Here is a 12,940-nt window from a genome sequence, read left to right on the forward strand (position 1 = left end):
ATAATATTACATAACAAGCAAGGAGGAGACTAGAATGCAGGTAACAGATATTCGTATTAGAATAGTACAAGTTCAGAATGAAACAAAGATGAAGGCGGTAGCCTCAGTTACATTTGATGAGTGCTTTGTTGTTCACGATATCAAGGTAATCAACGGAGATAAGGGAATGTTTATTGCGATGCCTAGTAAGAAAGCACCTAACGGTGAGTTTAGAGACGTTGCACATCCTATCAACGCTGAGATGCGTGGTATGTTGCAGGACAAAGTGCTAGAGTGCTACAGAGCTGCACTTAATGAAGTTGCCCAACAAGCTGTTCAGGATATGGCAGTAGGCGCAGCATCAGATGCAGAAGACTAAACGATGAAGATGAATTATCGTGTATGTGGGCTTTGCCCGCATGCACGGTATTTTTTTGAGACGCATATGGAAACGCATACTGCTGGTCTTACTCACGTCGTTCGTAAGACAATAAACGCATACTGCTGGTCTTACTCACGTCGTTCGTAAGACAATTTTTGGAGGCACAAATTAGAGGAGGATATTATGGCGGACATCTATGAAGTAACGGAATCAGTCACCAAGGCCTATAAAAAGCATTCCATGAGTTTGAAAAAGGCTTTCCGATCGATTAATACTATTTTGAATTTTATTGATGGAAATCCCAAGACTAGGAAGAACTTTCGGAAAAAAGGCAAGAAAGCTCTTGTTATCAGTGGAATTGCAGCAGCAGCGGCAGCAGGTGGGGGGATTGCTATCTATATGAAGAAGCATCCGAGGCCCAAAAAAGACGCCCCCGAAGAAAAGGACGTCCCTGATTACGAAATATATGATGAAGAAGAGCTTGATAAAATGGTAGATAAAGCGCTTGATCAGTTTCGCTAAGTGAGTTTATCCCCAATTAATGCGATCTGGGTGCTCTCCAGAGGCACCTGTCTCAGGAAGACATGAGAGATATGATAATTCTTCCCAGGTGAGTTCGAAGTCGAACAAATCCTGGTTTTCTCGCATGCGCTCTAGAGAAGTGGCCTTCGGAATCACTGCGATATCACGCTGAATTAAATATTTTAGTAGAATCTGAGCCGTACTCTTGCCATGGGTATCGGCTATTTTTTTGACATCAGGATGATCTAGGAGCGCCGCCCTGCCGAGTGGACTCCATGCTTGAACAACGATATTGTTGCTCTTCAAGTAATTAAGAGTATACTCCTGCATATAACCCACGTGGAGCTCCAATTGGTCGACCATAGGGATGATATTGGCATTTTCAATCAATCCCTTTAGGTGGTGAGGTAGAAAATTGGATACACCTATGGCTCTAACATGGCCCTCGACATAGAGATGCTCCATTTCCTCCCAAGCCAATGCAATTGTGTGCTTCCAATCCTCATCTGTCTGATTTGCCTTTGGCCAGTGGATGAGAAACATATCGAGATAGTCAGTGCCAAGGTCAGCCAAAGATTTCTCAAAGGAAGCCTTTAAATCCTCGGGTGCAAGCATTGTAGGCCATACCTTGCTGCATAAAAATATATCTTTGCGGTCAATCCCATATTCTGCGATTGCCTCTCCGATTGCCGCCTCGTTGTGATAGAAGCTAGCGGTATCTATGTATCGGTATCCGGCATCCAAAGCGGTCTTTATCACATCTTTGCCTTTGTCGACTGTAGATAAAAATGATCCGTAACCAACAGCTGGTATCTCAATTCCATTTGATAATCTCATAGTATTCATACGCTCACCTTACATTCTTTCTTCTAGCAAGAAGCTAGTTTCTCTAATATTTTCAACAAAAATTTCCAAGTTTTTCCAGTACTCTTGATCTCGAGAGTTTCTTTTGTGGTATGGATATCTGCCATATTTGGACCGAGACTGATAGCATCCAGACCCTTAATCTTGTCTGTAAATATTCCGCATTCCACGCCGGCGTGAATGGTGCCAATCGTGGCATCGTGGCCAAATTCCTCTCGGTAAATATCTGCTACAATCTTGCAAAGAGGAGAGTTCGGATTATACTCCCATGCAGGTTGTATCCCGGTTACTTCTACACTTGCGCCGTGCAATTTGGCATTGCATTGTATTCGTTTGATAAGGGCGAATTTTTCAGAATCCACACTACTTCTCGCGAAGGAGAGAATCTGCACATCTTCATCCGTTCTCAAAATTCCCAGGTTGAGGGAAGTCTGTACCAATCCCTTGAGATCGGGATCCATCTTTACTACTCCGTTTGGTGTTGAGAACAGAAGGCTCACCGCTTTTTCAGTAGATTCCCGCGTAAATGCCTCTCCGCTGTAGTCCGATTCTTCGCCAATCTTTATGGATAAATTGGGATCAGTAGTTTTATATGCACTGCAAATCGCTCCTGATACGCTGACAAGCTCTTCCTTCAGCTTTTCAAGGGACTCGTAAGACTCAAGGACTATCCCAGCGCTAGCTCTTAGACAAATGCTATTGTCCTTTTCGCCACCGCATACGTCAGTGAGCTGAAACACCACCTTTTCACGGAGCTCATATAGAAGTCTTCCGAGCAGACTTGCGCTGTTGGCGCTCTCATGGATTATCTCTGTGCCAGAGTGGCCGCCTATGGCGCCACTTATGGAAATCCGGGAAAATATTCCGCTGACCATCTCTCTCTCAATAGGTAACCTTGTAGTCACAGTAGCTCCCCCGGCGCAACCCGCATAAACCATTCTGTCATCATCCAGGTCGAGGTTCAGGAGATATGTTGACTTGAGGTCGCTGCAATCTAAGGCAGCAGCGCCGTTCATGCCTATTTCTTCATCTACGGTAAATACTGCTTCAATGTTTGGATGGATGATATCATCTGACTCAAGTATTGCCAAGGCATAGGCTACGGCAATACCGTCATCCGCTCCAAGGGAGGTTCCATCGGCAGTAATAGTATCTTCGTTCACAATTAGGTCAAGGCCATCAGTTTCCAAGTTTTTCGGAACATTTTCATCCTTGACTGCCACCATATCCATGTGGCCCTGGAGCATGACTGTTCTGCTGCCCACGCCGGGCTTCCATATGATAACATTGTCCATCTCATCTTGCCTATATTGCAGGCTGTTTTTTTTGGCGAATTCTACTATGTAATCGCTAATTTGTTTGGTATTCTTTGAGCCGTGTGGGATGTTGCAAATTTCCTCAAAATAGTGAAAAACTCTGGCTGGCTCAAGGTTAGCTAAAATATTACTCACTTTTTTCTCCTCTATAATTATCTAAGTTTTGATATGCAATCTGTGATTTGTGGGTGGTTTTTGGCTCCCGGTCTGTCTTCAACTCCCGTCATGATATCGATGATATCGGGATGTAGGGAGTTTAAATAGTCGAGAATGTTAGAACTGTCTATGCCACCGGCAGCCATTGTAAGGCGGTTAGTGGCATTTTTTACTTCTCCGAAGAGTTCTACATCCAGGGCACCTGATTTTGTCACATTTTCAGGGCCGCGGGCATCTACAAGGAGAATATCTGCACCTGCTTTGGCAAATCGCCTGGCGCATTCTCCGATGTCAGCCGTTCCACTCTGTCTCTCCCTATTTTCGGCGTCTAGGGGAACGGTCTTGATAATCTTCACATCTGTTCTGGCGGCTATATCCCTGATGTCATCCAAGGTTTCCTGGTAGTGAAGTTGAACGAATCCGGGCTTGGTATACTGAATCAGTTCAAGTGCATGATCCGCATCTCCGCCTACAACGATACAGCTTTTGCCTCTCGCATCTTCGAGAGAGTCTATCAGGTTTTTGACCATTTCTCTGGATAAGTTCCACGGAACGTCCAGAGGATACTCTGTGACAAATCCTATTATGTCAACGCCTGTATCTTTGCAAAAAAGGGCGTCCTCTTCGTTCATCAATCCACAAATCTTGAGTTTTGTCATAAATAATCTCCTAGAAATTTAATCCCGACAAGTCGAGCTTATTTGCTCCGGAAGCCTTTAGGCTTGGGAAAAATACATGTCGGAGGGAACCGTTAAGAGTGGTCTCAGGCGTGGACCTCTTGGTGGTAGTTCCCTGGAATGCGGAATATAATGAGGCCAATGGCATTATCTTGTCGATAATATTTTTGATCTCATCTTGATCCCTTGTTCCAAAGTATGTTCCCAAAATCGAAGCGAGAAGTTTTGGAGCCAGCTCCTTGTCAAAGCCGAGAAATCCTCTCTTGAGTTTGTCGTCCATAGGACTATTTGGCAAGAAAATATATGCCAAGAATAACATGGCTATGTCAAATACGGGATGTCCGTAAGCCGCGTCTCCAATGTCTATTAGGAGAGGTTCGCCATCTCTCAACATGACATTTTTGGAATTAAAATCTCCATGTAAAAATGTTCTGCGCTCCGGAAGGTTTTCTATAAATTCCGTAGCTATGGAGTATTCTTCGTCAGTCATGATTCCCTCGAACTGGGTAATCCACTTTCTGAAAATATCTTTCCTGCTGTCAAATGCGGAGGTTTCAGGGACTTCGATTGAATGAAGCTCCTTCAAGACCTTTCCTGAGGTGGTTCCGATTTCGACTAGTTTGTCGGGGTTGTCGCAGATGTGCTGCGCTACGGTTTTTGCATTCAAAAGTTCATATACAACGCCGTAGGAGTCGCCGCACTTGACGACATCATAGGCGATAGCTGTGGGTACACCCAGCAAAAAGGCATTTCTGGAGCTTTCTCGCTCGCTGTTCACAAATTCCATGGATAGGCCCGGATTGTAAATCTTGGCGATAGTCTCGGGATCAATTCGGTAAACGTGGCCATAGGCGCCGTTGCCGAGAAATTCACATCCCTCTACGTCTATCTGGCGAAGCTTCTTGTGAACGTCGAGAATCTCTGTAAAACCGGTCACTTCGAAAATTTCATAAACCTCGGATGAGGCATCTTCCACTCTTACTGGAACCCCAGATGTTTTCTTGAGTTTCAGAAGAACGCGCAAACCGGCGCTGGAAATGTACTCCAGATTAGAAGCATCCACTACAATCGTAGTAAAGTCATCTCCTGTTATCTGTTCCATTAAATCTTTTTCTACATTCTCCGCATTGCTGGAATCGATTTTTCCAGAGATTCGGAGAATCTTCTTTTCTTCTTTCATACTTTTTCCTTTCTGATATTTACATATCTGTAAATTGACGAATAAAATTAGCAGGACTAGGCGCGCGCCATACAGCTGTACCTATAAGAACTGCATCTGCACCGCTGTTGACAGCGCTAACTGCATCTTCATAGCTCAGTATTCCACTTTCGCTTATAAGAAACATATCTTCTTTTTTTAACCCGGCTAATCCTGTGGTCGTACTTACTGTACCACCGTCTTTCTCGAGTTCAAGAATATTTCTGTTGTTTATGCCCACCAATGTGGCCCCTAGCTCTGTAGCTAGCGCCATCTCGCTTTCATCGTGGGTTTCCACAAGGGGTTCGATGCCGATTTCGTTGGCGTAGTGGAAGTACTCTGTCAGTTCGTCAGCATTCATGCAAGAGGCTATCAGAAGAACTGAGCTTGCACCACACTCCCTGGAAATCTTGATATCTTCTCTGGACTTTATGAAGTCTTTGCGAAGAATGGGAATCTCTATGGAATCAGCCAACTCCTCGAGCATCTCCAGTGATCCGCCAAAATCCTCGGGCTCCGTGACCACAGATATAGCCGGAACTCCGAGACTCTCCACGAGCTTTGCGTTGTCTATTGCATCCTCCCGGGTGAAGAGTAGTCCTTCGCCGGGAGAAATGCACTTAAAGTCCACGATTAGCGGAATATTTTTCTTTGATTTATATGATATGAGGCTCTCTTTGAAGCCCTGTCTTGAATTCTTCATTAAATAACCTACTTCATCTGGTTTGAAAGTGTTGCCAATTCCTCGAGTTTCTTCTGTGCTTTGCCGCTATCGATGATCTCGCGCGCAAGCTTAACGCCTTCTTCGAAGTTAGCAGCCTTGTCGCCGACAACTAAAGCACCTGCGGCATTGAGAATGATTGCATCTTTTCTAGGGCCGGTGATCTCGCCGGAGAATACTCCTTTGATTGTATTGGCATTTTCCTTAGGTGTTCCTGTCTTGATCTCGTCAAGAGTGCAGCTCTTGAGACCGAAGTCCTCAGGACAAATCTCATAGGTTTTGAGCTCTCCATCCTTCAACTCGCAGATTTTTGTCTTGCCGAGAAGTGAGATCTCATCTAATCCATCTAAACCATATACGAACATTGCTCTTGTATAACCGATTCTCCTAGCAACTTCCGGAACAGTATCGAGAAGCTCTTCCTTGTAAACACCGAGAAGATGTCTTGGCGCAAACGCCGGATTGATCAATGGTCCGATGATGGTATAGAAAATAGTTTTGATACCTAGCTCTGTTTCCGGTGGAAGTACCTTACCCATAACCGGGTGAAAAAGTGGTGCATAGATAAATGCAATGCCGATTTTCTCGATAAGCTCAGCAGCGCTCTCCGGTGAGAGATTGATATTTACGCCCAAAGCTTCAAGGACATCTGCACTTCCGGAAAGAGAAGAAATCGAACGGCTTCCGTGTTTTGCGATAGGAATCCCCGCTGCTGCTGCCACTAGTGCAGTTGCAGTTGAAATGTTAAATGTGCTCAAACCACCGCCGGTTCCGCACGTATCCATCATCTCTGCAGATGTATTCGCTTTAATAGGAATACAATTTTCGCGCATGGCATTGGCAAAAGAAGCAAGTTCCTCTACATTAGTTCCCTTCATGAGAAGAGCTACCTGAAATCCGGCAATCTGTACATCCGTCACTTCGTCCTTTGCAACAGCGCTGATAAAAGCAGAAATCTCCTCTGAAGTAAGTGCTTGGTTATTAGTTACTTTTGATAAAATATTCTTATACATTATATATACCTATTGCAGGTCTGGGTGCCTCATGGTGTTACTTCGAGTCCCTAAATTATGCGTGACTAAAATAGCATGTAACTTGCGAGCCTGCGAGCAAGTTACGAGGAATTACATTACTCATTTAATTGTACCATAAATGGGGAGATTTGGCAAAAGGAAGTGGAGAGGGAGGAGAAGGTAATCGGGAAGGTGGCCTGAGGGGGAGAGAGAGGGTCGGGAAGGTGGCCGGTGGGGGGGATATGGATGAAAAACGTGTATTGCATGTAAAATTTGTCGGGGAAAGCTGTCGGGATTACATGCAATAGAGAAAAACGCGTATTGCATGTAAAATTAGTCGGGAAAAGCCGATAGGATTACATGCAATAGAGGGGATACGGATGGAAAGTCAAAAAAAGAAAAAAGTATTATCCATAGCAATGTTAAAATATTGTAAATTGTTTTTCATCATTGGTCGTAAGAAAATAAAAAAAATGAATTTGTATCAGCAATACAAATTCTTCATATTGGGTAAAACCGGTGAAAGCCGGCGACACAAAACTCTAGAGCCTGTAAAATGGTAGTCAGTTGCATTAGTTAGACATTATCATAGGCATATGGTGATGTTTTTTTTATGGAAAGGCACGTTGTGAGATACGTATTGATTTGAGAGGTGATTTATATGAGAAAAAGGATTATTGCTTTGTTAATTTCTATGATGTTTCTGTCGGTTACAGTTTTGTCTGATATTTCTATGGCCAAGCTGGCAAGCGAAGAGACAATAGAAACATCGGTTGTGGAAAACGAGACAGTAAATAAAGAATGTTACAAGCTTAGTAGAATTGACAACGAGACAGTGAAGATAAGTAGTTCGGAGAAATCATATTACTTTAAAGCTGATACGAATAGAACATTTTATGCGCTTATGGATACAAGGGCTTTTAATGTTGTATTTGATGATACTGGGAGAGTATATATTACTGAACATAATAGTGAGTTTGTAATAGATAGTGTTAAGTGTACTTTCACAGATGACGAATTTCTGTTTGAATTTTATGATGAATGGGGAAGTTTGCAACAACAAGAAAGTACTAATGGCTGTGGTGGACGAACACCATATGGTTGCATGCTGTATAATTTGTCAAAAGATGAGTTGATTAAATCATGCTATCATGGTGGGAATGATGATCCAATAGATGAACCTCAAGAACCAACTTCAACCCCTACGACCAACCCAGTTGATACTCAAACTCCAACCCCTACAACCAAACCAGCTGAGACCCAAGCACCAACCCCAACAGCCAAGCCTACAGAGCCCCCAAGTCCAACGGCAAAACCAACAAAAACCCCGGATCCAACTCCAACTCCAGAGCCTACAGAGACACCGGTAAATGACAAGTATGGAATAATTGAGAGTGAAGAAGTCACATCAACTTGTTATAGGATTGAATATCTTGACAATGGAAAAGTTAGAATAAAAAACCAAGAGAAGGAATACGTATTTGATGCGGATCCATCAAGAAAATTCTTTGCTCTTGCAGATAGGACTACATTTAATGTCGTATTTGATGATACTGGAAAAATATATATTAATGAGCACAATGGATACTTTGTAGTAGGTAGTGTAACTTGTAATTATTCTCCAACATATTATTTATTTAGGTTCTTTGATAAGACGGGAAGGCAGATTCAGGAAGAGCATAGTGATGGATGTGGAGGATCGACGCCGTATGGATGTATTTTATACGATTTGACGAATGATACGATGCTTGCAAAATGTTATGGTGGGGATCCTGGAGACTATCAAACATATAATCAGAATCTAAGTTATAAAAGTTATTCTGAGATGGATATGATTGATTATTACAATTACGAGGAAGGAATACTAAGTTTTGATTCATCATATGGCCCATATTATCGTATCGATGTAAATAATCGGAAGATTTTAGATTGTTCTAGTTCAGGAAGCAAGATTAAGAATTTTGAATTAGAGGGAAATGTGCTGAGGATTACTTTGTTTAGTATAGAACTTCCTGTCGATACAGAGTATGTATTTAATCTTGAAAAGAATAGTTTCGAGCAGAATGATACTGTGGATTATTACAGATTTGACACGCAGGGTATCTTGGAATTTGATTCCGTCAGAGGCCCTCTTTACTACATAGATTACAAAAATAAAAAGATTGTAAGTTGTTCATCAAGTAATGCAAGATTGAAAAAATGTGAGGTGTCAGGAGATGGAAAGAAACTATCTATAACGGTTTACAGCGATGAGTTTCCAAGTGATCAGGATTATGAGTTTGTGATTCCAGGTGAGAGTGAACTAGTTGATAATACACCTCATTACAGAAGTGAAGATGATGGACGCAATACATCTAGGATGGTAGTAAAAGGCAAGACGACTGGTTCGAATACGTATAGAGAAGACTATGTTCAGTACTTTGATTATGTAGATGGAATATTGGAATTTGACAGTGCATTTGGACCATACTATAAGATAGACACTAGGGAGGGAAAAAAGCGTGTGATTGACTGTAGCAGTGATGGAGTGGTTATCAATGATTTGAGTGTTATTGGCAATAGGATTATTTTGAATGTATATAGCAATGAGCTTCCATATAATGTTTTATATGATTTTGATATTTCTGGAGTGGATGCAGATGGAAATGTTAGGATGAAGTTTGAATTCGATGTAATCGAATGGTATAAAGTCTATGAAGTGTCTAATATTATAGAGTTTGATACCATGAACGGACCATTGTTTACAATAAACTATATGACAGGAGAAATCATAGGATCATCAAGTGAAAATTCGGAGATAAGAGATATCAGGGTTGAAGATAATATTCTCACTATGACATTAATTAGTGATGAATTTCCTAGTGAATACACATATGAATTTGATCTTACGACTAACACGAATGGCGTATATGATCCTGAGGGCTTTGGCTACTCCACAGGCTTCTGTGCATTTAAGGGTGAGGACAGAGTGGACTATTATAATATTCTGACATATGAAAATGCCATTGAATTTGACACGGAGTATGGACCATATTATAAAATTGACCTCAGTACTGGAACAGTTCTTGATTGTACAAGTGATTTGATGTATCCTGATCGTCCAAAAGCAAGGGTGGTGAACTATAATGTCACGGGAGACAATATCACACTTACCGTGTATAGCGAAGAGCTCCCATATGAGATGACATATGTGTTTAATACAACTCAAAATGGTCAGAACTTCGGAATTGTCGGATATAATAATTCCAAGGCAGACGATAGTATTAATTCAATAGTGGAAAGTATTGTTAATCAGGATTATGAGGGCAAAGCAATCAGTGATGAAACCATGAGAAAGATGGTTGAGGCATATAATGATGGAAAGAAAATAGTCACAAAGGTTCAATACAACTGTCTGAAGGAAGAAAAGGCAGACAAGGAAGACGTACAGATGATAAAGAATTATGGCCAAGCTAAGAAGATGGACGTGCTCCAGTATATGGATATTTCTATCTATGCATATGCTGACGGTGTTGAGCTTGGAAAGATTGCGGAGCTAAACGATGAGATTGAGTTTGTTCTCAATATGTTTATCGATATGTTCCCTGGTAAGAAACTTTCGATGCTCAGAGTTCATAATAATGAGATAGAGGAACTGGAGCTTGAAGAAGATGAATTGGGAAATAGAAAATTCAAGAGCTCCAAATTCTCCACATACGCACTCGTTATGAAGGACAAGGATTCGTCTACGGACGAAGCTGATAATAATAAGGATAGTGCGGATAAGAGTGAAGAAAAGCAGGAACCAAAGATAGTATACGTAGAGGTGGTAAAGGAAGTACCTGTGGAACAAAAGGCGGCAACGACTTCAAAAACTACCAAGAAGGCGGGCAAGATAAAGTCAAATCTTAAGAGTAAGACTAAGATCAAAAAGTCCAAGAAAATAGTCTTCACATCCGACTATGCTATCAAGTCAGTGAAGCTTAATGGCAAGAAAATAGCAATTAAGAAAAATAAGAAAAAAGTTTCCTTTAAACTCTCAAAGTACAAAAAATACTTGAAGAAGAAAGGAAAACTCAACAAAATTACTGTCACCGACAAGAACAACAACAAACTGGTAATTAAATTTAAAACCAAATAGCCACAGAGGTTTAGGTTGAACAGCCCCAGAGTGCATAGGCGTTCTGGGGCAGTTTTGGTAGGGAAATAATTTATTAGTAATTGAGAGAAATGGGGATTTGTGGTATAATAAAACAGTAGTATTTACTAATATCCCATCCCCAACCACAGGAGCAGTACATATGAATTACCAAGAATACGGCAACAAAAACAAAGATGTCATCATTCTCCTTCACGGTGGAGGTTTGTCATGGTGGAATTATAGAGAAGAAGCGGAAATGCTACAGGATAAGTACCATGTAATCCTTCCCATCCTGGATGGGCACGCCGGAAGTGACAGACATTTTACTTCAATTGAAGATAATGCAGAGGAAATTATCAGATTTATAGATGAGAACCTTGGCGGGAAAGTCCTGATGATGGGTGGGTTATCACTAGGCGGCCAGGTGCTTCTTGAGATTCTGTCGCGAAGGGATGATATATGTAATTTTGCCATTGTGGAAAGTGCCATGGTTATCCCGTCAAAACTCACTCGCGCCCTGATTGGGCCCGCTTTTGGGATTAGTTATGGCCTGATAAAGCAAAGGTGGTTCTCGAGGCTTCAATTCCGTTCTTTGCACATGAGAGCGGATTTGTTTGAGGATTACTATAGAGATACTTGTGGAATCAGGAGGAAAGACTTGATTGCCTTTCTCCGGGCCAATACTTCCTATAATCTCAAAGCTTCTATAGGGAAATGTTCCGCGAAGATTAACATATACATTGGTCAAAGAGAAAACCTGGGAATCAAGAAATCAGCGCAAAAGATTTGTGGTGCGGTGCAAGATGCATCGCTGAATATTTTACCGAAAATGCATCATGGGGAGTTTTCGATAAATCATGCGGCTGAATATGTGAGAGAAATAGAGCATTTGTGGAGGTGATGCAAATGGGGTTTTCAGATATTCAAATAATAGTGATTTTTTCAGCAGTAGGGATGATGGTGATGTTGGTTTTGTTGATAGTCATATCGGCAAGGGCAAGCAGAAAACAGGGTAAAACAATGTACAGCCGGAATCCTGTGGACAACCCGAGGCTGCTTCGAGATGACGAAAAGGAGAACTACACAAAAGAAGAATTGTTACAAAAGGATGAGTTGGAGCTTGGCTACTATCTCATGAGCAGAGATCCAAAGCACAGGTCCTCGAATCCATATGATTATTTGTATAATTGGGAGTTGCGAAGAGAAGTTGAATGGAATAATTCAATTCACGATAATAATTATGAGAGTCCGTGGGAGAAAGATTCGAATAATTTTGGTGGTTATGAGAACCCGTGGGATTTGAGTTCTCATAAATTCGGTGGCTATGAGAGTCCGTGGGACAATAAAGATGATTAAAAATATTCCGCAATCTTTTTTTTGCAAAACCCCCCGAAAAAAAGGGGGTTTTCGGAAAGGCGGAATATTTTTTTTGATTTTTTTTAAAAAAGTTGTTGACAAGACCAAATAATTTTGATAAGATAGTATTCGCTGACGCAAACAAAATAAATTTTGCACAGCAGAGAACCTTGATAATTGAACAGTGAAACAACCCTGAAAATTCAAAATAAAAAAGGCAAGAATAGCCTTAACGAATTTTCAGAAACTACAAACTTATGACAAGTTCTCATTCGTGAGAACGGGTAAGATTAGTTTCCAGAAATTCTTTTGAATTATTCATTTAACGTTTCGTGAACGAAACACCAAGTAAACAACTCGTACTATGTACGATGCTTACTGAACGGATTAGCCAAGCAAAATCTTGGCAGAATCAAACATTTTAATTTGAGAGTTTGATCCTGGCTCAGGATGAACGCTGGCGGCGTGCTTAACACATGCAAGTCGAACGAAGCATCTCTCCCGAAGATTGAAGTAGCTTGCTACAGATTGATTCATTTGAGATGACTTAGTGGCGGACGGGTGAGTAACGCGTGGGTAACCTGCCTCATAGAGGGGGACAACAGTTGGAAACGACTGCTAATACCGCATAACATG

General features: G+C 41.5%; 11 protein-coding genes, 1 rRNA gene and 1 riboswitch. Of the genes, 6 read left to right on the forward strand and 6 right to left on the reverse strand.

Annotation, left to right across the window (positions count from 1 at the left end):
• Window positions 1-34 precede the first annotated feature (34 nt).
• Both spoVG and L877_RS0104545 read left to right on the forward strand, forming a co-directional pair.
• Window positions 35-358 (forward strand): septation regulator SpoVG, encoded by a 324-nt coding sequence (gene spoVG / locus L877_RS0104540; RefSeq protein ID WP_026835077.1) that lies wholly within the window; start codon window positions 35-37, stop codon window positions 356-358.
• Window positions 359-544: 186 nt separating this feature from the next.
• The gene (locus L877_RS0104545) at window positions 545-883 is read left to right on the forward strand and encodes a DUF4366 domain-containing protein (protein WP_026835078.1); all 339 of its coding nucleotides are present in this window, start codon (window positions 545-547) and stop codon (window positions 881-883) included.
• 6 nt (window positions 884-889) lie between these two features.
• Here L877_RS0104545 and L877_RS0104550 read toward each other — a convergent pair whose 3' ends face one another.
• From L877_RS0104550 to trpD, 6 genes are read right to left on the reverse strand one after another with little or no spacing between them, the layout of a single operon-like run.
• Complete coding sequence (locus tag L877_RS0104550; RefSeq protein WP_026835079.1) at window positions 890-1,729, reverse strand: aldo/keto reductase; 840 nt, start codon at window positions 1,727-1,729, stop codon at window positions 890-892.
• 23 nt (window positions 1,730-1,752) lie between these two features.
• Window positions 1,753-3,198 (reverse strand): beta-Ala-His dipeptidase, encoded by a 1,446-nt coding sequence (pepD, locus tag L877_RS0104555; RefSeq protein ID WP_034785084.1) that lies wholly within the window; start codon window positions 3,196-3,198, stop codon window positions 1,753-1,755.
• A 17-nt stretch (window positions 3,199-3,215) separates the two neighbouring features.
• A complete protein-coding gene (locus tag L877_RS0104560) occupies window positions 3,216-3,878 on the reverse strand; it encodes a phosphoribosylanthranilate isomerase (protein WP_026835081.1) in 663 nt (220 codons plus the stop codon).
• Between the two features lie 10 nt (window positions 3,879-3,888).
• Complete coding sequence (locus L877_RS0104565; RefSeq protein WP_026835082.1) at window positions 3,889-5,076, reverse strand: anti-sigma factor antagonist; 1,188 nt, start codon at window positions 5,074-5,076, stop codon at window positions 3,889-3,891.
• 19 nt (window positions 5,077-5,095) lie between these two features.
• Window positions 5,096-5,797, reverse strand: a complete 702-nt coding sequence (locus tag L877_RS0104570) for an indole-3-glycerol-phosphate synthase (protein ID WP_051437680.1) — start codon at window positions 5,795-5,797, stop codon at window positions 5,096-5,098.
• An 8-nt stretch (window positions 5,798-5,805) separates the two neighbouring features.
• Window positions 5,806-6,828 carry an anthranilate phosphoribosyltransferase gene (trpD, locus tag L877_RS0104575; RefSeq protein WP_026835084.1) on the reverse strand — a complete coding sequence of 341 codons (1,023 nt, stop codon included), beginning with the start codon at window positions 6,826-6,828 and terminating at the stop codon, window positions 5,806-5,808.
• Window positions 6,829-7,327: 499 nt separating this feature from the next.
• Window positions 7,328-7,403, forward strand: a riboswitch (cyclic di-GMP riboswitch).
• Window positions 7,404-7,489: 86 nt separating this feature from the next.
• Between trpD and L877_RS0104590 the strand changes: the two genes are divergently transcribed.
• The 4 genes from L877_RS0104590 to L877_RS0104605 form a co-directional block, all read left to right on the forward strand.
• Window positions 7,490-10,948 (forward strand): hypothetical protein, encoded by a 3,459-nt coding sequence (locus L877_RS0104590; RefSeq protein WP_026835087.1) that lies wholly within the window; start codon window positions 7,490-7,492, stop codon window positions 10,946-10,948.
• A gap of 160 nt (window positions 10,949-11,108) precedes the next feature.
• Window positions 11,109-11,849 carry an alpha/beta fold hydrolase gene (locus L877_RS0104595; RefSeq protein ID WP_026835088.1) on the forward strand — a complete coding sequence of 247 codons (741 nt, stop codon included), beginning with the start codon at window positions 11,109-11,111 and terminating at the stop codon, window positions 11,847-11,849.
• A 5-nt stretch (window positions 11,850-11,854) separates the two neighbouring features.
• Window positions 11,855-12,304: a hypothetical protein gene (locus L877_RS0104600; protein ID WP_026835089.1), complete on the forward strand. Its 450-nt coding sequence runs from the start codon at window positions 11,855-11,857 to the stop codon at window positions 12,302-12,304.
• 422 nt (window positions 12,305-12,726) lie between these two features.
• Window positions 12,727-12,940, forward strand: a 16S ribosomal RNA gene (locus L877_RS0104605); the annotation flags it as partial.

It is taken from the genome of Eubacterium xylanophilum ATCC 35991 (assembly GCF_000518685.1).
GTDB lineage: Bacteria > Bacillota > Clostridia > Lachnospirales > Lachnospiraceae > Eubacterium_F > Eubacterium_F xylanophilum.

Bases quoted from the DNA above. Each gene is read 5' to 3' on its own strand.
- spoVG (WP_026835077.1), top strand. From the start codon at position 35: ATGCAGGTAACAGATATTCGTATTAGAATAGTACAAGTTCAGAATGAA.
- L877_RS0104545 (WP_026835078.1), top strand. From the start codon at position 545: ATGGCGGACATCTATGAAGTAACGGAATCAGTCACCAAGGCCTATAAA.
- L877_RS0104550 (WP_026835079.1), bottom strand. From the start codon at position 1,729: ATGAATACTATGAGATTATCAAATGGAATTGAGATACCAGCTGTTGGT.
- L877_RS0104560 (WP_026835081.1), bottom strand. From the start codon at position 3,878: ATGACAAAACTCAAGATTTGTGGATTGATGAACGAAGAGGACGCCCTT.
- L877_RS0104565 (WP_026835082.1), bottom strand. From the start codon at position 5,076: ATGAAAGAAGAAAAGAAGATTCTCCGAATCTCTGGAAAAATCGATTCC.
- L877_RS0104570 (WP_051437680.1), bottom strand. From the start codon at position 5,797: ATGAAGAATTCAAGACAGGGCTTCAAAGAGAGCCTCATATCATATAAA.
- trpD (WP_026835084.1), bottom strand. From the start codon at position 6,828: ATGTATAAGAATATTTTATCAAAAGTAACTAATAACCAAGCACTTACT.
- L877_RS0104590 (WP_026835087.1), top strand. From the start codon at position 7,490: ATGAGAAAAAGGATTATTGCTTTGTTAATTTCTATGATGTTTCTGTCG.
- L877_RS0104595 (WP_026835088.1), top strand. From the start codon at position 11,109: ATGAATTACCAAGAATACGGCAACAAAAACAAAGATGTCATCATTCTC.
- L877_RS0104600 (WP_026835089.1), top strand. From the start codon at position 11,855: ATGGGGTTTTCAGATATTCAAATAATAGTGATTTTTTCAGCAGTAGGG.